The sequence below is a fragment of the Virgibacillus doumboii genome (genome assembly GCF_902806455.1).
GTDB classification, from domain to species: Bacteria; Bacillota; Bacilli; order Bacillales; family Amphibacillaceae; genus Lentibacillus; species Lentibacillus doumboii.
In genome coordinates this window covers 1150402-1175632 of sequence record NZ_CADCWQ010000001.1, presented here as the reverse complement: position 1 = coordinate 1175632, position 25231 = coordinate 1150402, and the positions used below count along the sequence as shown (strand labels likewise).

The window sequence follows — 25231 nt, the reverse complement described above, 5'->3', positions numbered from 1 at the left end:
AGGAATGGTGTTGAAACGACAATGATAAATGGGGGAAATAAATCCATGTCAGATAAAATATATGATGTAACGATTGTCGGCGCTGGTCCTGCCGGCTTATTCACTGCATTTTACGGTGGGATGCGGCAGGCAAGCGTTAAGATAATTGAAAGTTTACCACATACCGGCGGGCAGCTGACAGCCCTTTATCCGGAGAAAGATATATATGATGTTGCAGGTTTTCCTAAGATACGCGCACAGGAACTGGTGGACAATCTGGAAGAACAGGCCAAAATGTTTGATCCATCGATTGTTCTGGAACAAGCAATTAATGAAGTCGTACGTTTGGATGATGATACATTTAAAATAATTACGGATAAAGAAGTACATTATTCCAAAACAATTATTATTACAGCAGGTAATGGTGCATTTCAGCCGCGCCGTCTGAAAGTTGATAATGCTGATAAATTCGAGGGTGTGAATTTGCATTACCACGTGAAGGACATGAATCAATATAAAGATCAAAACGTCGTGCTCCTGGGCGGCGGGGATTCCGCAGTTGACTGGGCACTTATGCTTGAGCCAATTGCAAAGAAAGTAAGCCTGGTCCATCGCCGTGACAATTTCAGGGCACACGAACACAGCGTGGAAAAACTTTATAATTCTACTGTTGATATTTTGACACCATTTGTTCCAAAAGAAATCAGTGGAACGGATCGAATAGAAAAAGTAACACTGGAAGAGGTAAAAGGCGATAAAACAATGGAAATTGACGTTGATTCTGTCCTATGTAATTATGGTTTTGTTTCAACATTAGGGCCAATCAAAGACTGGGGATTGGAAATTGAAAAGAACAGCATTGTAGTTAACACGAAAATGGAAACCAATATCCCCGGCATCTATGCAGCAGGCGACATTACCACTTATCCGGGGAAAGTAAAACTGATTGCCACCGGGTTCGGTGAAGGGCCAACAGCGATTAACAACGCGAAGCAATACATCGATCCGAAAGCCCGTATACAGCCAAAACATTCAACAAGTATGTTTTAATCAGCTCGAGCACTTATATAGGAAGTGCTCGGGTTTTTTTTAATAATACCCTTCCCTAAACTAAAAAACCAGAGTGCCAAATGCAGCGCTCTGGTTTACATTCTATTAGCATTTTTCCGGTGAACCCGCACGTTCCTTCGCTTTAAATGAAGAGCCGCAGCCACAGGAAACGATGGCATTCGGATTATCGATTGCGAATCCGCCGCCCATCATGTTCTGCTTAAAATCAATCGTTGTTCCTTCAATAATCGGAATATCCTGTTTGAATATAGATACTGGAATACCGTTAATTTCATCAACCATATCCAGTTCCTCATTAACATCATGATCAAAACCTAATTGATACGATAGTCCACTGCATCCGCCACCTTGTATTCCAAAACGTAAACGGACACCTGCTTCTTCTTCCTGCATCATTTCCTTTACTTGGCCTGCAGCTTTATCCGTAATTGTTAATACCATGTTACGCCCTCCTCGACGGTTAAGTAAATATCGTTACCTTCTAGTATACAAACTGTACCTTAACTCTTCAACTGTTTAAACTTCATATAAATAAGTCCCGGTTGCGATGACCTCTGCCCCACCGGTCATCCATACATCTCCAAAATTATCCCACTTAATGGTAAGGTCACCTCCGCTTAAATGAACGGTGATATCTTCATCCCGCTTTGCTTTCTCATTTAATACGGCCGCTACGACGGATGCACATGCACCCGTGCCACACGCTTGTGTTATCCCTGATCCGCGCTCCCAAACCCGAAAATTCAACTCATTTCGGGAAACTGTTTCAATAAACTCAACATTTACGCCATCTGGAAAACGCTGATCTTTTTCAATAACTGGACCAAGTTCATACAATGGTGCATCGTTAATTGAATCCACGAAAAAAACAGCATGCGGATTCCCCATCGAAACAGCAGTCACATTTAATTGCTGATCACCAACAATAAACGGTTCAGCAATAACTTCAGGCACATCAGCCCCCTGCATCGGAATCAATGACCGTTCCAATACTGGCTGTCCCATATTGATGGTAACCTCCTGTACAACGCCGGATTCTGTCTTCACTTCTGCCTCGACGATGTTGACAATTGTTTCAATATGAAAATGTTCACCTGAAACAAGACCCTGTTCGTATGCATATTTTGCGACACAACGCAGGCCATTTCCACAGCTCTTCGCTTCAGATCCGTCACTGTTAAATATCCGCATACCAACATCCGCCGCTTTACTCGGTTGAATCAGGATCATCCCGTCTGACCCAATTCCGGTATTAACATTTGAAACGTTACGGGCCAATCCACTCAAATGTTCTTCCGCAATATCAAAGTTGAATAAATCAATATATATATAATTGTTTCCAAGTCCATGCATTTTCGTAAACGGTATTTCCATCTCGTAACCCCATTCCTTATGACTGCAGCTCCACTCCATGTTTATCCAATTCCTTATAAATTGTTTTAAGTCTCGGAATGCCTTCCGCAACCATTGCTTCATCAACAAAAACGATTGGATAAAATAAATCTTCATCAAAAATCCGTTCCACAAACTGTTGATGCTTCTCTACTTCCTGTGGCTGGTCTATATCAATATACTCATACGCTATTCCATCATCAATATATTTTCTTCCAATAGCAGCCTGCAGCCATTCATATGTGTCCTTTGAACCAGGTGCACCAACACAGCTGGCACAAATCTGCTCTGCTCCATAAACGGTTATCAAAATATTTTTCCCCACTTATTTAACCTCCACAATCTTAGTTACTTTTATTTTACAAAAACTTTGATTAAAGATAAAATAAAAGTATCTATTATATAGTTCTTTAAAATTTCGGATGGATTTTTTCTCTAATTCGTTTTATAATGATACATAGAAAGGAGAAGATGGATAATGCAAGAGCAAGTACAGGAAGTATTAAACAAATTACGTCCATTTTTACTTCGCGATGGTGGAGATGTGGAGCTAATTGATGTTGATGATGATGGCATTGTACTTCTTCGTCTCATGGGTGCCTGTGGAAACTGTCCAAGTTCTACAATCACATTGAAAGCTGGAATCGAACGTGCATTAATGGCTGAAGTTCCAGGTGTAACAGAAATTGAGCAGGTATTTTAAAACATATATAAATGTGAGGGCAGACATAATCGTGTCTGCCCTTTTTATGTTACAGGTGTAATCGGATCATCCCCATCAAAAACAGCTGCCAAATTATCCAGACACAACTTGAGCATTTTTGTTCGGGTTTCAATACTCGCTGATCCAATATGTGGCAAACAAACAACATTTTGCATTTGAAGCAATGGATGGTCAGCTGCAATTGGCTCATTCTCAAAAACATCCAAGCCGGCACCGCGAATCTCATTTTCTGTTAACGCATCATGTAATGCACCTTCATCAACTACCCCGCCGCGTGATACATTAATAAAAATAGCTGTGGACTTCATCTTCTGGAACGCCTTACGATCAAACATCTTTTTCGTCTCATCTGTCATTGGTACCAAAGAAACAACATAATCAGCTTTATTCAAAAGCTCCTCAAACTCAGTATAAAACACACCAAGCTCCTGTTCTGTCTGATTCTTTCGTGAACGATTATGATATAAAATAGTCATACCGAATCCTTTTGCACGTCTCGCAACTGCTTCCCCGATTCGGCCCATACCAACAATCCCGATTTTCTTGCCATGCACATCAGACCCAGCCAATAAGTAAGGCGACCAATGCTTCCACCTGTCATCTGAAATATACTTTTCAGCTTCCACAATCCGGCGGGCTGCAGCCATTAACAGGGCAAATGTTAAATCTGCTGTCGTCTCGGTTAAGACATCAGGTGTATTTGTGACAACAACATTATGTTCACGTGCTGCGTCCACATCAATATTGTCATAGCCAACTGCCATATTCGCAACTATTTTCAGATTGTTGGCAGCAGCGAAAACTTCACGGTTTACTTTTTCCGTCAACAAACATAGGATCCCATCCGCAGAAGCAGCCTCACGTAATAGTACGTCCCTTGGCACAGGAACATCAACACCCGCCCACATACGGAAATTAAACGAGTCCTGATAAGGCTGAAGGATATCATCCGGAATTTTTCGTGTAATATAAATAACTGGTTTTCCCATCCTATCAACTCCATCAAATAAGCTTATATCCAGTGTAACACAGGAATTTGTAATCCTTCACTGTCGACCCCTGCATATTCGAAGAGTAATGATAGTCTTTTCTCATAAATTGTCTGCATTTCAAGTTTATCTGCCAACTCTTGGTATAGCTTATCATGTTCTTTTTCAGAAAAACCCCGTTCAATGATGTCAAACAAGTGAATCGGATACATTAGTCTTGCATATAACAATCGCCAGCTGAACACAGATAATTGGCGAACTTGTTGGTATGCATCCAAAAATTCACGAATCTCCTGCATGGGATTATCCCGAAGCAATAATTTATGCCGGATGTGCTCTGCAAGATCCCTCGCCGGGTGATCATATACTAAATCAGTCGTCCAGATAACAGAATCCCGCATATTCCCGCCATATCTTCTGAAGGCAATCGTACCCTGGTCAACTTGATGAAACCGTGATTCGTGTTCACTTTCCTGCATATATTGAATTGCATTTTCACTAATACCAATTACGTAAGGCAAGACATCCATCAGCAATCTGTAATAAGAGTTCGGATACTCAGCCGCCTCGACCTCAATTTGTTTTTCAAAAGCGGTTAACTTTTCAATCCATAATTGCTTCCACTGTCCATAGCTTGAAATTTCCTGAGGTTCATAATTAAACCTGGAACCAAGCTGGTGAAATTGGGCCAATGTTTCACCTTGCGCCAAACCTGTATCCGATGAAGTGTTTTTTAATCGGAGTACACAATATGTTTTGTTAAGGTAGTCAGTAAACCAGTCACCCTGGCTGTTTGGGACAGGAATTGCAACTTGCGGGCAGTTATTTTCGTACAGGTAATATGCAAGAGCCGCCTGTTCCATATGTATAATTTCCTTATGTTCTGCAGAAATGGTAAAATATAAATAATTACCCTGCTTGAGTGCTTCCATTCCATTCCATATGGTGCTTCCATCTGCATATATGCCGTAATACGCTGAAAGTAAATCCTTCAATCAAACTTCCCCCTTTATCACTACTTACTTTAATGTATGTTTAAAAAGAAGATTTCTTAACAATTTTTGAAAGAATAGGTGATATGAATGAATGACAATACAAATCAAAGTGAATTAGAGTTAAAAGCTAGAGAGTGGCTGCAGCAGCGTGGTGTTAATTTGGAGGATATTGCAGAACTTGTCTACTACCTGCAATCAAAATACCATGACAACCTCAGTATGGATGACTGCCTGCACAATGTGGATCAGGTGTTAAGAAAACGAGAAGTTCAAAATGCAATCTTAACCGGGATTCAACTGGATAAACTTGCCGAACAGAAATTGCTTGATCAACCACTGCAAAAGACGATTGAAACAGATGAAAGTTTATATGGAATAGATGAGATTGTTGCATTTTCGATTGTGAATGTATATGGTTCAATTGGATTTACCAATTATGGTTATATTGACAAACAAAAACCGGGAATTTTAAAGCATTTGAATGATAAATCTACCGGGGAATGTCACACTTTCCTTGACGATATTGTCGGGGCAATTGCTGCCGCTGCATCAAGCCGTTTGGCACATGCCCATGCTGATGACCAGTTGGATGACTGAATGATGTTTCCGTGCTCGGGCTGATGTTTCCGTGCTCGGGCTGATGTAAAAAACTGCCGCAAATCGAGCAGTTTTCTACATCTTCTCCATCCATTCCGTTAAACTTTTTACATAGTAAGAAGGTTTCTTTTCAAAAGTGGCATAATCATCAAACGGTGTAACACCGGTAAACACCATTAATGTATCCACTCCTGCATTTATCCCGGCAAGCATGTCCGTATAATAATTATCCCCTACCATCAGTGTTTCGTTTTTGGAAGTGCCCAGCTGAGCAAGTGCTTGTTCCATGATAATCGTTTCAGGCTTACCAATAAAAACCGGCTGTTTCCCGGTACTTACGGAAATAACCGATGTAAGGGAACCATTACCCGGCTCAAGTCCGCGTTCAGTCGGAATTGCCACATCGGCGTTTGTGGAAATAAACACAGCCCCATTTCGAACGGCCAGACATGCTTTAGACAACTTTTCATAGTTGATTTCCCGATCAATACCAACCACAACAAAGTCACAGTCAGTATCGGTAATGATATGACCTTCATTCTCCAAAGCATCAAACAATCCCTCTTCACCAATAACATAACAGCGGGCGTGATTCTTTTGCTGTTTAATATACTTTGCTGTAGCCATGCTTGTTGTAAATACTTGCTTTGGTGTCGAATGGATGCCCATATTTACAAGCTTGGCAGAAACCTGTGCTTGCGTTTTTGACGAATTATTTGTCAAAAATAAATACTGGATACCGCGATTGTTGAGTTTGTCCACAAAATCCGCGGCATCATCGATTACTTCATTTCCAAGATACATCGTTCCATCCAAGTCGATTAAGTATGCATTATATTTCTTCAACAGCAGTACCTCTTTCTAATCGTTCTTTATAAATGCGTTGGCAACCCCAAGATCATTGTCCAGATATTTTCTGACATAAGAACTGAATTCCATTAATTTTTGCAAGTTATCCTGCAACGTTTTTTCAAGCAGCTCATGATCAACTGACATGTATTCTTTAACCAGATGCTTACGCAATAAAATAACTGCCTTCAGTCCCTTATCATGGCTTTCCGGCACGACTTTTTCATCAACCAGAATATCAATAATATCTTCATAACTTCCCGGGTCACGCATGATGAACCCGTCAATCATCATATTCCCAACATCAAGCATTGACTCAATAATCATATGTACCGTACGTTCCAGGTAGAGTTTTTCCATAAAAGAACTGAACTTGTGCTTTTTCGCCTCAGCAAGCAGTTCATTCATATAATCAAGTGTTTCTTCAATCTTTTTTCGATCAACAAAATACATTTTTCACCCTCCGAATATCTTGCTCATTTAACTATATCATAAGAAGCGAATCATGTTATAGTAAAACAAAACAACATGGAGTGAAGAAAGATGAATGGGAAATTTGACATACTGAAAGATGAGACGCGCACAAAAGATGTCCGTTACATAAGTTTCAAAGGAGACCTGCAACGATACGACTTCGCCATAATGCAGCACGAGGAAGATTCGTCCAATCATGTTGTCATCTACCTGCAGAAAAACCGCTTTGCCTTTCTCGGAAAGGACGACCTTGAAAAAGAAGGCGAAATCGAGCATGTTTTCCATGAAACGGAAATGGAGGCAGAAGAGATCAGGGAATTTTTGGGGGAGATATTGTAATAGAAATGGGAAGATGCCAGCTTGGCATCTTCCCCGTAAGCGACAAATAGAATACACGTTTTAATCACAGGGTTACCATGCGATAATCTTCTTAGAAATTAATTCGGGAGGTTATGCAATGACCCTGAAAGACAAAAGAATAGAATGGAAAGCGCGCTATGACGACTGGAAAGAAAGCGGGCAAAGCATTGCTGAATGGTGTCGAGACCAAGAAATTAAGGTCCACCAAATGTATTATTGGGTTCAACGGTTTGAAAGAGATGTCATTTCTCCAGAAACGGAGACAACGGAAACGCAGTGGCTTACTGTTCAAGTGGACGATTACGCTGAAGACCAGGGACCCATCTTTATTCATGTTGATACCATTTCTGTTGAAGTGCGGCCGGGAGCAAATGTCCAATTATTGTCCGATGTCATACATATCTTGCAGAACCAAAACGGATGAACTTTCAATTTGATCGTGTATATCTGGCTCGCGGCAGCACGGATCTACGTAAATCCATTGACGGGTTGGCAGTGATTGTAAAAGAATGCTTTGACCTTGACCCCTTTTCCCCCAGCCTGTTCGTGTTTTGTAATCGAAAACGCGATAAGCTAAAGATTCTGCAATGGGAGAATAATGGGTTTTGGTTGCATTACCGGCGTTTGGAAAGAGGCACGTTCCATTGGCCATCCGAAAAGGAGACGGCGCCAATGAATATTACCCCGCGCCAACTTCGTTGGCTACTGGATGGTTTATCCATTGAACAAAAGCAGGCACACCGGGAAGTCAAAGCACGTACCATTCTATAAAAATTTGAAATATGGAAATATGGGAATTCGACTAGGCAAGTCGGATTCTTTTTCGTATACTTGTCGTATGGAAAATACAGCGCATACATCAAACGAATCAATTGAATATTTTAAAGCGCGTACGGAAAAGCTTGAGATGGAAAATGAAGCGTTGGAGGCGGAATTAAAATGGTACCAAGAACAATTTCGTTTGAGCCAACAACGCAGATTCGGATCTTCCAGTGAGAAGACCGACTCGAACCAGCTTTCGCTTTTCAATGAAGCAGAGACCACAGCTGATTCAACAGTTGAAGAACCAACTGTTGAGACGATTACATATAAACGCAAGAAACAGCGTGGACAGCGCGAACAAAAGCTTGAAAACCTGCCTACGGAAACGATTGAATATTGTTTATCCGATGAGGAACAGTTCTGTTCGTGTTGCGGCGGTGCATTGCACGATATGAGCAAGGAAGTGCGCAAAGAATTAAAGGTTATTCCTGCACAAGTGAAAGTTGTGGAGCACGTGCGCCACGTGTACAGCTGTCGCCACTGTGAACGCTATGAAATTGAAACACCAATTGTGACAGCGAAAATGCCAGAGCCTGTTTTTCCCGGTAGTTTGGCCTCCCCGTCCGCAATGGCTTATACCATGACGCAAAAATATGTGGAAGGGATGCCACTGTATCGGCAAGAGAAACATTTGGAACGCTTCGGTATATCCATACCACGTCAGACTCTGGCTAATTGGATAGCGTACGGCGCCAATGCTTGGCTTGAGCTGATTTATAAAGAAATGCATGCCCGGTTATTGGAACTGGACATGGCCCACGCGGATGAGACGACATTACAAGTTTTATCCGAGCCGGAACGGCCCGCAACATCAAAATCCTATATGTGGCTGTATCGCTCCGGGCATACCGATGTTCCCATCGTCTTGTATGATTATCAACAAACCCGGGCTGGCAAACACCCCCGCCGATTCCTGGAAGGTTTCAAGGGATATCTGCATGTAGACGGTTACCCTGGCTACAACGGCTTAACCAATGTTACCTTGGTTGGATGCTGGGCGCATGCACGCCGTAAATTTACAGAAGCACTTCAGGCACTTCCTGAATCCGCAGCCACTACGTCTGTGAAAGCTAAAGAAGGCTTGGCTTTCTGTAATCAACTTTATGAAATTGAACGTAAATTAAAAGACGTAAGTCCAAAAGAACGCTATAAACAGCGTTTGGAACGCAGCCAACCTGTAATGGAGGCTTTTTTGGCATGGCTTCAAGAACAGACACCACGTGTACTACCCAAAAGTGCGTTAGGCAAAGCAATCAAATATTGTCGTAAACAATGGGAACATTTGGAGGCCTTTTTAGAGGATGGTCGTCTGGAAATTGATAATAACCGTGCGGAACGGTCCATCAAGCCTTTTGTGCTAGGTAGGAAAAATTGGCTTTTCAGTAATACCGCAAAAGGAGCAAGATCCAGTGCGATTATTTACAGTATTGTGGAGACAGCTAAGGAAAATGGATTAAATCCATTCAACTACCTCAGCTATTTGTTTGAAGAACTTCCCAATATGGATACGACGGATAAGGAGCAATTGGCTCAATACCTGCCATGGTCAGCAGCCCTCCCTCAAGAATGCCGCGTTCCTAATAAATCTAAATAAAGCATACTAGAAACCCCCATCTAAAAACTAGGTGGGGTTTATTTGTCGCTTACTCTTCCCCGTTATTCATCAATAAACTTATTGAATCTATCATTTATAGATTTATTTATCACCGTAAATTCTTTCCAATCTTTCCAGGCTAGCAACTCTGGTTAACCTATTTTTTATCAAAAGAATCCACATTGGGGCTATTCATCCGAAAATCTGATATGAAAGTTAATAATCATTTTTCTTATCAATAGCCTCATTTATTTTCTCATTGCCTTCATCTACATAATCATTCCAAGCTTCATTTCCACTATCAACACTCTCATTCCACAACTTATTGCCTGTATCCACGCCATAATTCCATATTTCATTCGCGTAATCAATGACTAATGAAAAAACGTCTCTTGAAGGATGATCGTAATCATCGTCAAAACGTTCTTCCAAATATTCTTGTGCTTTTTTCAAACGGTCCTTTTCGCGATATGCCTTATCTTTTACGCTTTCTTTTGTATCATAGGCGAGTTCTTTCTTTTTATCTTTTTGTGCATAGGCTTGTTCTTTGCCTTCCTGCTTCCATTCATACCATGCATCTTGAATCTCTTCATATTGTTCCCGCATATATTCATCCAACTGGCTTTCTGAGTCAACATATACAAATTCACCATTACCGGCATTTGCAACTTCTTTTAACTGTTTTTGTGCCTTGTTATCGACATCAAAGCCGATAATATTTACTGATGTCTTAATATCTTTATCAACCAGTTTTTCAGCAGCTTTTACCGGGTCACGGTCACACGTCCCTATCCCATCACTCACAACATATACGACAGCCTCATCAGCTGTATCCGGAATATCTTTCGCACTCTCTTCCAAAGCAAGTGCTATCGGAGTCCAGCCGGATGGCTTAATCTTATTAAGCACTTTTTTGAACTTCTTCTGATTATACTGATCATTATATATGCTCTCTGTGCTGCTGCAGGACAGTTCTTTATCGGCTTCACTGCCGGTTCCTTTATGCCCATATACTCTTAAAGAAACTGTTGCTTCTTCCGGAATTTCACCTGCAAAATCAGTTACAGCATCTTTGGCAGCTTCCCAGCGATTTTTTCCACCGGCATCAGCATACATACTGCCACTGGCATCAACCAAAATAGCATAATGGGTTGATTTCATCTTCGGCTGTTTAATCTTTTCATCGGGACGTTTTACATTCGTTGTCACTTGTGAATCAAAATTAACAAACGTCTCCACTTCTTTATGGAAATCTTCAGCCAGCAAGTATTTCAGTTCATGGAGATATTGTTCTGCTGTAAGATCAGCTGGTAATTTATCAATTGCAGCTTGCACCGCTTCTTCATCATAATTATCACCACTGTACTTACCAGGTTTACGTAAAAGTTCTTTTTCAAGTTCAGTCAATGGACGTGCCGTTTCTTCCAATTCGTAGTACTCGAATTCACTTGGTGTGAACGTTTCTTCCTCTTCGACTGTTTCCTTCTCAGGCTGTTTTTCCTTTTCAGCAGCATCAGAACTTTGCTTCTCTTCTCCACTGCAGGCCGCCAGCATAACTAGCATAATAATAAATACACTTATAAAAACGTTGCGCATCGTATACTCCCACTCCAGACGTCGCTTTAATAGATTATTTGCCATATAAAACTAAAACGGTAATAACATGATACTCCTAACTCTATAACCTTAAGAATCGTCAGTTTCGTTTTTTACTTCTTCCAACAGGCGTTCTTTCACTTGCTTAAGATCCTGTTTTAGCTGTTCATATTGTTCGTTACTATATTTTCCTCTTTTGCAGTTCCTTCTTTAGTTTCCCTGCCTACTTCATTGGAACAGGCGGTTAAGAGCAGTAAAAAGACAACAATGATAAATAAAAATTGTCGTTCCTCTTCAATTCTGTCACCCAAAAAGACCTCTTAATCACTCGACCTTTGTTCCTTCTTTTTCTCAATCAGATCTCTTGCTTTCTCTTCTTCTTCTTTAATCCGTTCCTCCAGGTTTGCTTCCTTATCTTCATTAAACTGCTCCAGCTTTTCTTGTCGCTCTTCAATAAGTGCTTCAACTTCCTCCGCAACGTCTTCTGTAACTTTTCCTGTTTGCTCCAATCCTTCCAAACCGTCCAGCAACAGACTATTCTCATCCTCAATTACTTCACCAAATCCAGATCGAATCGAATCCAAATCGTCATTTTTATGGATTGAATCCCATGTCAAATCGACACCTTCCAGCGCGCTCCACATATTTAACTCTGCCGCTTCGACCGCTTCCCTAATGTTATTCTGTGCAGCTTCGAAAATATCGTTGCCGGAGTCGACATTTGTGAATGTTCCGCCGCCAGCTTCGGCTACTTTTTTCAACTGTTGCTGTGCTTTATTGCCGACATCGAAACCAATAATATTCACCGCAGTTGCAATACCGGAATCATGCAGATTTTTCGCTGCCTGAACAGGATCGCCACCACATGTTTCTTCCCCATCACTGATGATGTACACGACATTTTTCACATCATCACCTGACTTGGCTTCCAAATCTTTTTTTGCCGCATTTATGGATGCAGCCAATGGAGTCCAACCGGCCGGTTTAAATTTAGACAAAGCCTTGTTGAATTTTTTCTTATTATATGCCCCCATTTGATAAACAACTTCTGTGCTGCTGCAGGACATTTCTTTATCCGCATCGCTCCCTGTTCCTTTGTGACCATAAACTCGAAGCATCATTTTTGCATCTTTGGGCAAGTCTGCAGCAAACTTCTTCAATGAATCTTTGGCAGCTTTCATTTTCATTTCACCGCCAACATAAGCCCCCATACTTCCACTTGCATCCATCAGTAACGCAACGTGCAATTTCTTTGGTTCTTCTGCCTTTTCTTTATTTTCACTGCCTTCTGGTGCGTCGCCAGTCAGAAACGAAGGATTAAAGTTTTCGTACTCTTTTAAAGCAGGGCCATAATCAGCCGCTAATAAATGAATCAGGTGATTATATGCCTTGTCAGCTGTCAACTCTTTTGGCAAATCCTTAAACGCTTCTTTTAATTCCTCAGGACTCATCTCTGCCGATGTGAAAAGCTCTCCAGGGCCTTCTTTTACCATTTCTTCCGCTTCTGTTGCGGCTTCAGGTACGGTTATTTTTTCTTTTTTTTCTTCGGGTTGTTCAGATGCCTCAGTTTTGTCCTTGTTTTCGTCTTTAGCTTGCTCATCATTTGAACAGCCGCTTAAAATAAGCATTAGTGAAAATAGTAAAATCAAAAAATATGTAAAATTTTTTTTCATGTTTAGCCTCCTGCAAAATTTGGGATTCTATTATTCAAAGGATATAATTATGTACCCTTTACTAGCTGACAATAATATTTGTTGCCTGGCGGATAAGTAAAAATAACACGAATCTTGAAAATAAATAAACTCAAATAATAATAACAATGGAATTCCTGTGAATGATCAAGAATCATAATAACAATAATCTAGCTAATCAACATGATTTTGATAAGATGTCTATTATAAATTTCAATACTAGTTTTAATCATGGTTTTCTCGCTCAATTCTATTATTAACGCAAAAACAGTACTTGTAAGTAAATTTTCGTTTACACTATCGGTTCAACGAGAACTTGCATCCTAATTACAATCATTAAAAACAATAAATTCAGCACGGTAAATACAACCGCAGACAAAAATGCTGCAAAATAAGAGGTTTGCTTATTCTATAATTACGCTAAAATTCCGATACTCCCATAAGATACAATAAACGTTGAAAAGCCTACCCAGTCCACAGACATTATATTAAAAAAACTTTGATTAAACTGTAGACTAATGTGTTTGAATAAAACCTCTAATGCTAAACATAGAAACCTCCATTGAGTACGTCCCTATTCTTTCATTAATTCATCCATTTCTGCAGGCTTAATTAGAAACACAGGGGCTAAGAATAAAAACAATAAAGCTACTAAAAATGATAAGAGTGCAAGCGCAATTGCATCAGGATTAGAGGTGTACAATGCATTCATGTATGCAGATCCTCCAAAAGGAAACACCAATGCCAAATAAACCAGATATATTTTCCCCATCTTCGATTTACTCGGTTTCTGAACGCCGTATGCAATCTTTCGGGCGTATATATAGGGTAAAGTAATCATAATGATTAGCATCACAACACCGATCCAAAAAGTAAGCGTCAAATAGTAAATACGCAATAATGGAATCGAAAATTGAATAGCCATCACATTTATCATCACGAACGAGAGTAAGGAAAAATAACGTACGCTTTTATGCTTCGTTGTCTTCCAAAAGTAATAAAACAAAAACCCTCCAATAATTGCTAATGAAAAATTAAACATCAGCACCGGAAAACTACCTTTGGGAACCCAACTCATTAAAAAACCCATAAGAAATAGTAAGAAAGTTGTCCCCACAATCCGACTGTCTTTAAAAGACACTTCTTTGTTCATAAATAATTCATCGCACCTTTCCTCAATTAACAATTCTTATTATTATTTATCAGTAAAATTTATTTATTATTAAAAAGAATCGGGGAGGAGGAAAGAACTATCCTCCAAACCCAGGAAAATCTTCTATTTTTGAAACGCTATCAGACACAAAATCTTTGGTTTTATTCCAACCATCTACTACGGTATCATAAACTTTTTTGGAAACATCATGAACAAACTTTTTTGCTGCTCTACCAGATCCAGTGCTATTAAAGGAATAAGTTGTACCAATGCCTACGAGCAATCCTATAAATACGGCAGCAATAAGAAAATGTAAAAACGGATTGTCCCATGATAATTTATCAACTTCCATCTAAACATTTACCAGTAATTCTATAACCAAAGAAATACAAGAAGGCAGGTACTTCTAAATAGGCAAAAAGGGAAGCTAGAATTCTTTTAAATACCCAAATTTCTTTTCGCTGTTCTATTTAGGAAAGCTGCCTCCTTTTTTAATTTGAAATTTCATATCAACCACTTGATAATTAAATACCAAAATCCAATAAAAACTAAATAAATCACTGATTTTCGTGCTATTTTTAAAGATACTTCCCCATCTTTTCTTACAAATGTTGAAAACATCCAGAGAAATAACAACACAATAACTGCTGTTGCTAACCCATACTGTACAAAAGCATTTGGGAAATAATATTGCCAGCCGCCATCCGGAGTCTTTTCCCTTGAAAATAAACTAAGGGGAAAGACTCCAATCAGTATAATAACTATGAAACTCGTATACTGTGTTGTTTTCCATAACTGGTCATTCAATATTAGACCTCCTATCACTTATAATGATAGCTTTAATTTTTCTGGTATAATGCAACTCCTGCGAAAACTCCAACACTGCCATAAGATACGATAACGTTGAAATGACTACCCATACCACAGACATTAATGAAAAAACCTATGATAAAACAGTAGATTATTGTAATGATAAACTAACACCAATTGTTTGAATAAAACCTTTAAATTTAAATATATAAACTTCCACTGTATTACCAACCCTAATTCTTAGTAATTTGATTCATTTCGGCCGGTTTAATTAGCAAAACTGAAGCTATAAATAAAAATAACAAAGCAAGCAAAAATGCAAATATAGCAAGAGTTAATGCACCGGGATTAGAGGTATATAATGCCCCTGTAAATGTTGTTGATCCAAAGAAAATGATTAATGCTGCATAAACTAAATATATCTTTCCCAACTTTGATTTATTAGGTTTTGGATGCCAAATGCTATCTCTCTTGAATATAAATAAGGCAAAACAACCATTATAATTAACATAACGATAACTGCCCAAAATGTTAAAGTCTGAAAGTAAATACGTAATAAAGGTATGGCACAATGAATAGCTATCACATTTAACATCACAAATGACAACAAGGAAAAATACGTTTACTGTTATGCTTTGTTGTTTTCCAAAAGTAATAAAACAAGATACTAGCAATGAATGCTAATAGTAAGTTAAACATTAACAAAACTAAATTTCCCTTTGGAACCCAACTCATTAGAAATCCGGTAGCAAGTAATACAATGGTAGTTCCTAATATTCTACTCTCTTTATAAGGCACTTCCGTTCTCATACATCCACCTTACCTTTTTTGGACCATACTAGAAATTGCACTTCCAGATACAGTAGATGTCACCCCTACTGCAACGTCAGTAACCCCACTCCCGATTACTGATTACTAATAACCTGATTTCGATTAAAAATAAATAAAAAAATAAAATGATATTCATTTATGGACTTAGCTACTCACAGTATCATCTGATTCCTTGTGGTAAGCAAAAGTACCACGGATTCCCTGAATATAAATATACAAAAATAATAGTGCCAATGGAATCCCAGCTAATGATCCGCCTAACAGCAAAGTTATTCCTTGCCCGAGAATAAAATAGACCAATAGAATGATTGCACATGTTCTGCTTTTTTTAAAAACGCCAAATGCTAAAAATGCAAAAATAACGGCATCAATATAACCCAACGGATTTACACCTAGAAAATCCGTATTCAGAATCATTACAACCGTTATAACCACTGCCAAAAATGCAGCCTGCAGAAAACCAGCGCCAGCTGCAAATTTAATAGACTTTTTTGCTGAAGTAATATTCATTAAATCCACCCCTTAAAATAAATATTGTCGTAAAATTATTAAGTGCCTTCTTTACACTCATCATGCCACCTTACACCGAGATGTCATGATGGGTGGAAAGAAAGTAACTCCACCTGAATACAGCTGTTTACAAATCATCCCAAGGCATTTTAATAAATCGTTTGTTCATTTTCCTGGTAACTCTATCGTAGCCAATCAAATCCTCAAATCGTTCTCTGGAAAGATCCATTTCCACGCGTTTTTTCTCCACTTTTCTGGCAACAAAAGTAAAAGAAATCCACACAATCCCCGAAATAAATAGATAAATTACCAGTAAGGTACTTCCGATAACAAAAAAATTTTCAAATCCTCGAATAATCATTACAATCAACCATATACCTATGATTACAAATAAACCAGTCAGAAAATGCTTGAATTCCTTTTGTTTAAAAAGGTAATACGTATACATTGCCTGAAGTTTTTGGAGTTCGCGGTTTGATAAATCCATATGAACCACCTTTAAAATTAATTGATTTATACATCATACTTACAAAAATAAATACCTGACGACAGCGACGAGCAGAACAATACCAACTATTTTCGCGAACGTTTTCAAAACCACCATAAAACTAAGCCGATAATTATTTTTCTCTACATCAGTCGCCAACATGGTCATAACAGAGCCCAGTACGACAGCAGATATTACTACATATAAAAACGGATTATCCCATAAAAGTTTATCAATTTCCACCGTCAATTCACCGGTTAACCGGTACCCAAAAAAATAAAAAAAGGCAGGCACTCCAACAAATGCACAAATAGATGATACTATTTTCACAAAATCCCATAATTCTTTTCGTTGTTCCATGTTGAAAACCCACCTTACAAATTTAAAGTTTAAATATAAGAAACATTTTCACCTTTTTAAGAGCATTTTAGTGTTTTCCATTAATTAAATTTGCTGTAAAATCCAAAAGAAGATTCCAAAGCCTACTAGAAAGAACACAGTACTCTGGACCGCTTTCACGGATACCTCGCCTTCTCTTCGTACAAATGTGGCAAACGCCCAGGTTAAAACGAATAAGGATGCAATTACAAGCATTGTAATCTGATAGGTTACACTTGGAAACGTTGCTTCCCAACCTCCATCTGGTAATGGTTCAAGTGGCAGAACTATTATATTGTATATAAATATCAGCATTGCCACTGAAAAACTTCCTATTTGTATTTTCTTCCAGGGTTTATCGTTCAATGGGACCATCCTTCTAAAAACAATTATCCAATCAAGTATTTCCATTAACTAGATAAGCTGTAAAATCCAGAAGAAGATTCCGAAGCCTACTAGGAAGAATATGGTACTTTGAACAGCTTTCTTAGATACTTCCCCTTGTTTCCGTACGAATGTTGCAAATGCCCATGTCAGAAATAGCGCCACACAAACTACTACAAATCCTATCTGAAAGTTTTCACTTGGAAAGGAAATCTTCCATCCTCCATCCGGTATTGGTTCAAGCGGAAGCCCTATGATCATATAAGCAAATGCCAGCAATAAAGCCGAAAAACTTCCAAATTGTATTGCTTTCCAGAGCTTGTCGTTCAAACTATCACCCTTTTCACATATCGTTTTTTTAAATAACTTATTTCGCTTGCATATTGTTTAAATACTCAATTACAGCTTCTTCTTCTTGTCGTGTTAGCTTGTTTTGACTGCTTATCGAATTTGCAGTTGAATTTACACTTACAGGTTGTTTTTGATAAATGTTAGAAACTGTACCTAAATTAGTAGGTGTATTTACTGTTGAATGTGAAATATTCGATGTTGCCTTTTTTCCCTTAAACAGGTCGGACACCTTTCCCCCAGTAAATTTCTTAAATAGTTCATATACATATTCTCTAGTTCGATTGTTTTGCAAAAACCTTTTAGCAAATGGGGCCAATCCAATAAACAATCCAGATGTCACCAGACCACTTAGATAATCAGACCACGTTCCATGCCCGGAACCTGCCGCTCCCATAAGGAAGCTAGTTATGCCACCTACGTTCATTCCTGCAAAAGCATGTGCTATACCAGAAAACACACGACCATTTTTAAATAAACCAATTGCTTTACTAGCTAAAGGACCGCCAATTGGTGCTGTTAGAAGTGTCAATACTGCATCTTGACCAAACTCCCTTGCAGTCGGCAGTTCACCTGTTATTGCGGCGTTAATGCCAGTAAACCCTACTAACCCTGCCATAGGTATTGCTGCGCTTTTCAGCCATGCACCAGCTAAAAACCGTGCAGCCATTCCTCGGCCGCCTAACCTCAAAATCAACATAAATTCAGCAGCAAACTTTGGTGCGAATTTTCTTGCCAGTGCCGAGACGACTGCACCGCCTGCAGAAGTTCCAAAAAAGGCACCAACTGCTCCACCGCCCATTGCCCACATTAAAGCATGGGAAAATGAGAAGTCATCTGTTCCTCCATTCAAGGCAAAATATGCGGCTCCAACCAGTGCAGCTCCTGCTATAACACCGATTACAACTGCAGCTGGAATTGCGAATACACTTCCAGCTATTAAAAGTGCTCCTAATGCAATTACACCTAACACAACTACAATTGCAATTACAATTGCCCCTATTGTCAATAGTGCATCCTGCCAGACATCGGGCAAATTATTAAACCATTCGGTCACACTGTTAATTGCGTTACCTATTGAATCACCAATTGATAGGACAACATCCAAGCCTTTTCCAGCTAAATCAGTAATCGCATCCCATGTTACACCCACTACGTTTTTGGCTATTTCTTTGGCATCGTCCCATAAACCACCGATTAAATTACCCAATTGATCGGTTATACTGGGGTCTTCAGCTCCGGGATCCTGTGCTCCATCTGAACCACCGGGCAACCCGTTATTCCACTCTTCTTCACTGACCTCTCCATCTGAAAAGGTGGAATGTTCGCCTTCCATTTCAATCTCACCAGTCAGATTGACATCAGCTGTTGCCAGGACAGTTGTAGCAGGTAAAACAGATAAAATTATCATTAACATTATAATTAAACTTTTCTTCATACCACACCACCTAATTACTGCAAATTCAACAATACTGTGCTTAATCACAATCGATATTTACACCTTCAGGTTCCTGTATGTTTGCGATAGCATGTGCCGGAACCTTAAGCTCATCTGTATTAACGCCTTCAAAAAACGAGTCGTTAATAGTTGCTTTCGTACGTACACCTACTGTAAATCCTTCATCTTCAACCGGAAAAACAATGGAGATGTCATTTTCTATACCATTCCTGTCGGCAAATTCTTGTGCAGCCTCACGCATCTCATCCTCATGATCTCCAACTGTTTCACAGACCATATCAGACAAATCACCTGTATCCCAGAGAAATTTAATCGCATCATTTATATCAACATCTGTGGTTTCACCTTTGAGATACTTAATAATACTTCCAGGCATTTGATGGTCATGGTCATCTTCCCGGTCCTCTATCCAATCATCAAATTCTTCTTCCCATTCATCATCATTGTTGGATTCCTCATCATTTCCATCACCATTGTCTTCGGAGTCTTCATCTTCCTGGTCTTCTTCCCAATCTTCTTTGTGTTCCTCTAAATCACCAAATAAGTCTTCTAATTTTTCTGCCACATCTTCTTCCAAATCTTCCTTATATGATTTTTCTGCTTCCAGCGCTGCAGCAATTGCGGCTGCATCACTTCCTGTCTGTGACATTCGACGTTCTGAGAAGACACTAGTCATGTCGAAAAAGACAAAGCCTATCAAGACAATTCCCGCAAAAATACCAAACATAATAAATATCGTTGCACCATCTTCATTGTGTACATACTTTTTAAAATATTTTCTAATCATCGTCTTCACTTTCTTCATCCTCAACGGGCATAATCGCAGAAGTCTCAAATTCAATATTTGGATTGTCCCAAATCGGTATTTTGAGTGTAGGTGCTTTTACGGTCACTGAAACTTCAACACTGTCACCTGTTTCAGATTTACTGCTGCTTACATACAAACCACTGGCTGACTTTTTAGCAGCATCCTGATAGTTTCCATCGACACTTGCTACCCTGGCACCATCTCTTGCAGCCGCCTCACCAACAACCATCGTATAGCCGACCATCAAGATTTGCCAGGCAACCAATGCAGCAATAATAATCATGGGAAACATCCCAACAAATTCCAACAACTGGGAACCACGTTCATTTTTAATGTATTTCTTCACAATTGGCACCCCGTTTTTAATGAATTAATGGATTACTCACCACTCAGATTATCGATTTGATCGGTTATGAATGATTGAATTTGTGAACCAATTCCAGTTGTGCCATCAAAGAACGAGATTACCGCGCCCATGATTGCAAGTACCACCAAACACATGCCAATCCATTCCATCAACTCTGCACCTTTTTCTTCCTTAACACTTGTTTTTACCTGTGAAAACAATCCATAAACCTTTTCTTCAATAAAATTTAACATGTAAATCTCTCCTTTTAAAAATTAATTATATTTTCAACTCCGAAAGATTCGGGGTTATATATCATGTTTAGTACCATTAATCCAATCAGTAAAAAGAATATTGATGGAGCAATTAAAAATGTTGTCACAAGCGAAATTTTCGGATTTGCTTTTGCTGCTTTTTCCTTAGCAAGACTCCCTCTTGTTGACCTTAAATCTTCTGCCTGGACACTGAATGTCTGCGCAACCGGCACCCCAAGCTCTGCCCCTTGAATCAACGATTGGACCAACGTATGCAGCTCTTTGGAGTTGTTACGCTTCATCAGATTGGTATAAGCCGTTTTCCTCGGGACACCTAATTCGATTTCCTGATTAAATTTCTTTATTTCTTCAAATAATGGGCCCTCCATATATTTGGAACTTGTTTTTAGTGAGCCATCCAATGAACTTCCTGCCTGCAGCATCACACTGATCGTATCCAGAAAATCTGGCATCTCCTCACCTATTTTCCGCTGCCGTTCCTTAGCCTTGATACTTAAAGCAATGTCAGGCGCCATGAAACCAAAAAAACTTATTAATACGGAAATGATAATGAATAATCTGATACCTAATATGATGGAAAGTAAGAGTATAATAACTCCAATAAAGCCAAGCACCAACTTCAAACCGTAATATCCTTCCAGAGCGAGACTGGATCCGGCCAATTTCAATTGATTTCTATCCTTCTCTTTATTCCGAAAAGAAAGAAGTGAGGTTGCCCGCGGCCCCATCCTGTTTCCCAATGCCAACAGACTGTTCCGGGCCCGATGATAAAGTTTTTCTTTTTTTCGCTTCTTCAGAGCATCGCCTTCCCAGTGTTCTATTAAATTTGCTCTTTTCACAAAAAACACATATAAAAATATGAAACCCGCAAGCAGCATGCACAGTGCTAAGAGTATAAGCAAGATTACATATCGGAATTCTTCCATAGATTCATCACACCTTAATATCGGTTAGCCTGCGAATGAGGAGGATACCGATAAATATAATAGCTCCGACAATTCCCAGCAAAATCATTCCAAATACTGTGAACAATGGATTTAGAAATCCGGGAATGACAAGTGACATCAAAGCACACATTGCAACAGGCATCAACGGCAGCATGTAAGCAACAGCTTTCCCTTCTGCGGTTGCGGATCGGATTTCTTTAAACACCCTTGATCTTGATTCAAGCGTCTGTGCCATCATATCAAGTATCTTGCCAAGATTACCTCCGACCTGTTTCTGGATAAGCAATGTTCCGGTAAAGATATTTACATCACTGGATGCCGCCTTATCCCGGAATTTATTCAGAACATTTTCCAGATCTTCACCGATTGCCATTTCTTTTTCCATTTGCTTGAAATCTGTTTTAGCGGGTTCACTTAAATCATCCGCACAGTTTCCTATTCCCTGCTGGATTGTCAGGCCAGCTTTCAGCGAGTTTGCCATCAGTCGGCATATCTCCGGAAGCTGGGCATCCAGTTTTTCTCTTCGTTTATTTTTCCTGGATGATAACAGAAACCGAGTACCAAAGAAAACAATGGCAAAAGCCAAGAGCAACCCCAACGGGAACATCAGACTTAACAGTTTATTGTTGATAACCCACATCACAATAAAAATGAGCAGGAAAAGCATCATGAATTCCGATGGTTTGATTTTCAAATCGGCCTGTTGCAGCTTTAATGAAAGATCTTTTGCCACACTCGAATTGTCAAACTTATCTCCGAACCTCATCAAGACACTTCTTCGTTCTCCAGTATCTTTTACTTTGTAAATTTCATAGATTTTGCTGCGTTTTTTTCGAAGTTTAATAGATTTATATAAGTAATAAAAGCCTAACATCATTGTAAAAAGAAATAAGGATAAAGCTATATGAATCATCATATTGGCCAACCTTCTTTCTGTTTCATATCTTCAGGAATTTCCAGACCAAAACGTTTGAACCGTTCAAGAATTTGGGGTTTATAGGCAGTCCGTTCAAGTTCTCCATGTACCTGTCCTGATGCGTCAGTTGAGGTCTGGTTATACCTGTATATATCATTGACAACCATTCCGTTTTCATCAGTAGACATCTCTGAAATTCTGGTAATCTTCCTGTTGCCGTCCACCAGTCTGTTCGTTTGCACAATCAAATCGATCGCTCCGACAAAGTACTTACTGATTACATCGGTAGTCAGCGGCAAGCCGGACATAATAACCATCGCTTCCAGACGCCCCAGTGCATCTGTTGGAGTATTCGCGTGAACAGTTGTCAGAGAACCTTCATGACCTGTGTTCATCGCTTGAAGCATATCAAGCGCTTCGGTACCCCTTACCTCCCCAACGATAATCCGATCTGGCCGCATTCTTAGAGCATTCTTAACCAATTGCCTAATATCAATGGCACCCGATCCTTCTGAGTTTTCCGGACGTGCTTCCATCCGGACGATATTGTCGTACTGAAACCGAAGTTCAGCCATATCTTCAATTGTGACAATCCGCTCCCCCGGGGAAATGGACTCTGATAATACATTTAATAAAGTTGTTTTACCACTCCCGGTACCGCCCGAAACAATGATATTGGCTTTCGATACAATTGCTGCATGCAGAAATTCTGCCATTCCTTCTGTCAACGACCCATAGTTCAATAAATCATTAATAGTGAACGGTGTCTTCCGGAATTTACGAATTGTCAGTGATGGGCTGTCAAGACTTATCGGCGGGATGATTGCGTTCACCCTGCTTCCATCCGGGAGCCTTGCATCCACCATTGGGGAACTTTCATCAATTCGTCTTCCCAATGGTGCAATGATCCGGTCAATGATATGGTGGATATGGCTTTCATTGCGGAACTGCACATCCGAGTTTATCAACTTACCATGACGTTCAATGAAAATATCAGATGGACCATTCACCATAATTTCCGTAATTGAATCATCTGCCAGTAATTTCTCCAATGGGCCATAACCGACCGATTCGTTAATGATAAAGTTGACAATCTGGTTCAGCTCTTCCTTTTTTACAATTACTTTTTCTTCACTAATCATTTGCAGGATAAGCTGTTCAATTGTACTTTTCCGTTCTTTCGGAGGGAGTGATGTAATTGCATCCAAATCAGCCTCATTCACTAGCCGCTGCTTGAAATGATTAATCAGTTCATCAACCTGCCTGTTGACATCATGACCTGCATCTACTGACTGCTCACGAAGTTTATTTACCCACGACATCCTTACTCCTCCTCTGACACTTTATGTACCATCTTACGAACATCACGGCTCACTTTGGTGCTTCCCCTGTCTTTTTTCTTTTCAAAGAATGGAAGCCCCATATTTATAATCGGCTGGATCCCTTTAAAATCATTGCTAATGGTGGCAAAGATGGATTCATCAATAATTTTCTCAACATCTTTTTGCTGCAGTTCATTCTTTGGTCCATGATTATTCAGGATAATTGAAAAAGTTTTCTTGTTGTTCAAGGTAAATCGTTCAAAAATCCCTCTTGATTGTTTAAATGCTCTTATCGCCAAACTATCCGGGCTTAATACATAGAATAATTTCGTAGCTTCACTCAAGCCCGCATAACTTTTATCACTTAACTCAGGGGGCAGATCTAAAATAACGTGGTCAAAATGTGTTCTTGCCACTTTGATAATCCTTGGGAGCAATGCTTCGGTCAATTCTGCTGCCTTAATTGGGTTCCCCGGTCCAAGCAGGACATGAACACCGCTGTCAGTAGGATAACTGACATTGATGATATGTTCCGATGTCAGTTCGTCCAGTACAACCTCCAGTTGCTGGTAAGACCTCCCGCCTTCCAGTCCAAACAATGATTCTAAGCCCCCAAATTGACTGTTCATATCAAGCAACAGCACTTTTTTATCTTGATGGATGGCAAGTGATTGTGCCGTTATTGCTGCAATTGTCGACCGTCCGGATCCTCCTTTGGCGCTATAAAACGCCCATACTTCATTGCCTTCATCATCTCCCAGCAAATCCCTCTTGTTTAGAATGCGTTCTTCCATCTTTTCCAGCCAAACATGAAGGCGGTCGATTTCTTTTGGAAAAATATAAATAGCATCTGCCCCGACGTTCATCCAAGCACGCGCCTCATTAAAGTCTTCCCGTTCCATCAAAACGGTGACTACTGATGTCTGCGGCGGCTTTTTGAATTCACTGGCACTAACGATAGAGCTATCGATGATAATATGTTCAGTAACCATATCTTCCGGTTTTGCTTCTTTTCCGATTGAATAATTGATATCAAGCTGATTGAATCGTTCTATCCAATCGGTTTTATCGGTTAAAAACAATGTGTCTTTTGATTCCATGGCTTCGTTTCCTCTCCTTGGACC

33 protein-coding genes are annotated in these 25231 nt (G+C 39.6%); 7 read left to right on the top strand and 26 right to left on the bottom strand.

Features of this window, described 5'->3' with window-relative positions:
• The first annotated feature begins 45 nt into the window (after positions 1-45).
• On the top strand, positions 46-1029 hold the full coding sequence (locus tag G6R02_RS05625) for an NAD(P)/FAD-dependent oxidoreductase (protein ID WP_164668261.1): 984 nt from the start codon (positions 46-48) through the stop codon (positions 1027-1029).
• Between the two features lie 105 nt (positions 1030-1134).
• Here G6R02_RS05625 and G6R02_RS05620 read toward each other — a convergent pair whose 3' ends face one another.
• The 3 genes from G6R02_RS05620 to G6R02_RS05610 form a co-directional block, all read right to left on the bottom strand.
• A complete protein-coding gene (locus G6R02_RS05620; RefSeq protein WP_164668260.1) occupies positions 1135-1491 on the bottom strand; it encodes a HesB/IscA family protein in 357 nt (118 codons plus the stop codon).
• A 75-nt stretch (positions 1492-1566) separates the two neighbouring features.
• The gene (gene dapF / locus G6R02_RS05615) at positions 1567-2424 is read right to left on the bottom strand and encodes a diaminopimelate epimerase (protein ID WP_164668259.1); all 858 of its coding nucleotides are present in this window, start codon (positions 2422-2424) and stop codon (positions 1567-1569) included.
• 16 nt (positions 2425-2440) lie between these two features.
• Positions 2441-2767, bottom strand: coding sequence for a YuzD family protein (locus tag G6R02_RS05610; protein WP_164668258.1), 327 nt, complete (start codon positions 2765-2767; stop codon positions 2441-2443).
• A gap of 153 nt (positions 2768-2920) precedes the next feature.
• On the opposite strand from G6R02_RS05610, the gene G6R02_RS05605 reads away from it, so the two are divergent.
• Positions 2921-3145 carry a NifU family protein gene (locus G6R02_RS05605; RefSeq protein WP_129673330.1) on the top strand — a complete coding sequence of 75 codons (225 nt, stop codon included), beginning with the start codon at positions 2921-2923 and terminating at the stop codon, positions 3143-3145.
• A gap of 44 nt (positions 3146-3189) precedes the next feature.
• On the opposite strand, the gene G6R02_RS05600 is transcribed toward G6R02_RS05605, so the two are convergent.
• Both G6R02_RS05600 and G6R02_RS05595 read right to left on the bottom strand, forming a co-directional pair.
• Positions 3190-4155 carry a 2-hydroxyacid dehydrogenase gene (locus G6R02_RS05600; RefSeq protein ID WP_164668257.1) on the bottom strand — a complete coding sequence of 322 codons (966 nt, stop codon included), beginning with the start codon at positions 4153-4155 and terminating at the stop codon, positions 3190-3192.
• Between the two features lie 23 nt (positions 4156-4178).
• Positions 4179-5150, bottom strand: a complete 972-nt coding sequence (locus tag G6R02_RS05595; protein WP_164668256.1) for a protein kinase family protein — start codon at positions 5148-5150, stop codon at positions 4179-4181.
• Positions 5151-5237: 87 nt separating this feature from the next.
• Between G6R02_RS05595 and G6R02_RS05590 the strand changes: the two genes are divergently transcribed.
• On the top strand, positions 5238-5747 hold the full coding sequence (locus G6R02_RS05590; protein WP_164668255.1) for a phosphatidylglycerophosphatase A family protein: 510 nt from the start codon (positions 5238-5240) through the stop codon (positions 5745-5747).
• A 75-nt stretch (positions 5748-5822) separates the two neighbouring features.
• Here G6R02_RS05590 and G6R02_RS05585 read toward each other — a convergent pair whose 3' ends face one another.
• On the bottom strand, positions 5823-6593 hold the full coding sequence (locus G6R02_RS05585; RefSeq protein WP_164668254.1) for a TIGR01457 family HAD-type hydrolase: 771 nt from the start codon (positions 6591-6593) through the stop codon (positions 5823-5825).
• Between the two features lie 15 nt (positions 6594-6608).
• Positions 6609-7049 carry a type VII toxin-antitoxin system HepT family RNase toxin gene (hepT, locus tag G6R02_RS05580; protein ID WP_164668253.1) on the bottom strand — a complete coding sequence of 147 codons (441 nt, stop codon included), beginning with the start codon at positions 7047-7049 and terminating at the stop codon, positions 6609-6611.
• 90 nt (positions 7050-7139) lie between these two features.
• Here hepT and G6R02_RS05575 point away from each other — a divergent pair, with 90 nt between their 5' ends.
• The 4 genes from G6R02_RS05575 (at position 7140) to tnpC (ending at position 9846) form a co-directional block, all read left to right on the top strand.
• On the top strand, positions 7140-7409 hold the full coding sequence (locus tag G6R02_RS05575) for an SAV0927 family protein (protein WP_164668252.1): 270 nt from the start codon (positions 7140-7142) through the stop codon (positions 7407-7409).
• Positions 7410-7527: 118 nt separating this feature from the next.
• Positions 7528-7854: an IS66 family insertion sequence element accessory protein TnpA gene (tnpA, locus tag G6R02_RS05570; protein ID WP_164667672.1), complete on the top strand. Its 327-nt coding sequence runs from the start codon at positions 7528-7530 to the stop codon at positions 7852-7854.
• Positions 7851-8201 (top strand): IS66 family insertion sequence element accessory protein TnpB, encoded by a 351-nt coding sequence (gene tnpB, locus G6R02_RS05565; RefSeq protein WP_164667671.1) that lies wholly within the window; start codon positions 7851-7853, stop codon positions 8199-8201. Before tnpA ends, tnpB begins: the two co-directional genes overlap by 4 nt.
• Positions 8202-8268: 67 nt before the next feature.
• A complete protein-coding gene (gene tnpC, locus G6R02_RS05560) occupies positions 8269-9846 on the top strand; it encodes an IS66 family transposase (protein ID WP_164670294.1) in 1578 nt (525 codons plus the stop codon).
• Between the two features lie 216 nt (positions 9847-10062).
• Here tnpC and G6R02_RS05555 read toward each other — a convergent pair whose 3' ends face one another.
• From G6R02_RS05555 to G6R02_RS05465, 19 genes are all read right to left on the bottom strand, one after another.
• Positions 10063-11442 (bottom strand): vWA domain-containing protein, encoded by a 1380-nt coding sequence (locus G6R02_RS05555; RefSeq protein ID WP_164668251.1) that lies wholly within the window; start codon positions 11440-11442, stop codon positions 10063-10065.
• A 158-nt stretch (positions 11443-11600) separates the two neighbouring features.
• Positions 11601-11753, bottom strand: coding sequence for a hypothetical protein (locus G6R02_RS05550; RefSeq protein ID WP_164668250.1), 153 nt, complete (start codon positions 11751-11753; stop codon positions 11601-11603).
• A gap of 9 nt (positions 11754-11762) precedes the next feature.
• A complete protein-coding gene (locus tag G6R02_RS05545) occupies positions 11763-13115 on the bottom strand; it encodes a vWA domain-containing protein (protein ID WP_164668249.1) in 1353 nt (450 codons plus the stop codon).
• Between the two features lie 592 nt (positions 13116-13707).
• The gene (locus G6R02_RS05540; RefSeq protein ID WP_164668248.1) at positions 13708-14286 is read right to left on the bottom strand and encodes a hypothetical protein; all 579 of its coding nucleotides are present in this window, start codon (positions 14284-14286) and stop codon (positions 13708-13710) included.
• Between the two features lie 97 nt (positions 14287-14383).
• A complete protein-coding gene (locus tag G6R02_RS05535; protein WP_164668247.1) occupies positions 14384-14638 on the bottom strand; it encodes a hypothetical protein in 255 nt (84 codons plus the stop codon).
• A gap of 152 nt (positions 14639-14790) precedes the next feature.
• A complete protein-coding gene (locus G6R02_RS05530; protein ID WP_164668246.1) occupies positions 14791-15093 on the bottom strand; it encodes a hypothetical protein in 303 nt (100 codons plus the stop codon).
• A gap of 978 nt (positions 15094-16071) precedes the next feature.
• Entirely contained in the window at positions 16072-16437 is a 366-nt protein-coding gene (locus tag G6R02_RS05525) for a hypothetical protein (protein ID WP_164668245.1), read from the bottom strand.
• A gap of 127 nt (positions 16438-16564) precedes the next feature.
• Complete coding sequence (locus G6R02_RS05520; protein WP_164668244.1) at positions 16565-16924, bottom strand: hypothetical protein; 360 nt, start codon at positions 16922-16924, stop codon at positions 16565-16567.
• Between the two features lie 39 nt (positions 16925-16963).
• Positions 16964-17284 carry a hypothetical protein gene (locus G6R02_RS05515; protein WP_164668243.1) on the bottom strand — a complete coding sequence of 107 codons (321 nt, stop codon included), beginning with the start codon at positions 17282-17284 and terminating at the stop codon, positions 16964-16966.
• Positions 17285-17368: 84 nt separating this feature from the next.
• On the bottom strand, positions 17369-17668 hold the full coding sequence (locus tag G6R02_RS05510; protein WP_164668242.1) for a hypothetical protein: 300 nt from the start codon (positions 17666-17668) through the stop codon (positions 17369-17371).
• A gap of 48 nt (positions 17669-17716) precedes the next feature.
• Complete coding sequence (locus tag G6R02_RS05505) at positions 17717-18016, bottom strand: hypothetical protein (protein WP_164668241.1); 300 nt, start codon at positions 18014-18016, stop codon at positions 17717-17719.
• A 37-nt stretch (positions 18017-18053) separates the two neighbouring features.
• Positions 18054-19472, bottom strand: a complete 1419-nt coding sequence (locus G6R02_RS05500; RefSeq protein WP_164668240.1) for a hypothetical protein — start codon at positions 19470-19472, stop codon at positions 18054-18056.
• Between the two features lie 40 nt (positions 19473-19512).
• Positions 19513-20280: a pilus assembly protein TadG-related protein gene (locus G6R02_RS05495; protein WP_246202610.1), complete on the bottom strand. Its 768-nt coding sequence runs from the start codon at positions 20278-20280 to the stop codon at positions 19513-19515.
• Positions 20273-20647: a TadE/TadG family type IV pilus assembly protein gene (locus G6R02_RS05490; RefSeq protein ID WP_164668238.1), complete on the bottom strand. Its 375-nt coding sequence runs from the start codon at positions 20645-20647 to the stop codon at positions 20273-20275. The genes G6R02_RS05495 and G6R02_RS05490 overlap by 8 nt, the downstream gene beginning before the upstream one ends.
• Before the next feature lie 32 nt (positions 20648-20679).
• Complete coding sequence (locus tag G6R02_RS05485) at positions 20680-20901, bottom strand: hypothetical protein (protein ID WP_164668237.1); 222 nt, start codon at positions 20899-20901, stop codon at positions 20680-20682.
• A gap of 14 nt (positions 20902-20915) precedes the next feature.
• Positions 20916-21848: a type II secretion system F family protein gene (locus tag G6R02_RS05480; protein ID WP_164668236.1), complete on the bottom strand. Its 933-nt coding sequence runs from the start codon at positions 21846-21848 to the stop codon at positions 20916-20918.
• Positions 21849-21855: 7 nt separating this feature from the next.
• Complete coding sequence (locus G6R02_RS05475) at positions 21856-22785, bottom strand: type II secretion system F family protein (RefSeq protein ID WP_164668235.1); 930 nt, start codon at positions 22783-22785, stop codon at positions 21856-21858.
• Entirely contained in the window at positions 22782-24107 is a 1326-nt protein-coding gene (locus tag G6R02_RS05470; protein WP_164668234.1) for a TadA family conjugal transfer-associated ATPase, read from the bottom strand. The genes G6R02_RS05475 and G6R02_RS05470 overlap by 4 nt, the downstream gene beginning before the upstream one ends.
• Before the next feature lie 2 nt (positions 24108-24109).
• Entirely contained in the window at positions 24110-25207 is a 1098-nt protein-coding gene (locus G6R02_RS05465) for a CpaE/TadZ family protein (protein WP_164668233.1), read from the bottom strand.
• Positions 25208-25231 lie beyond the last annotated feature (24 nt).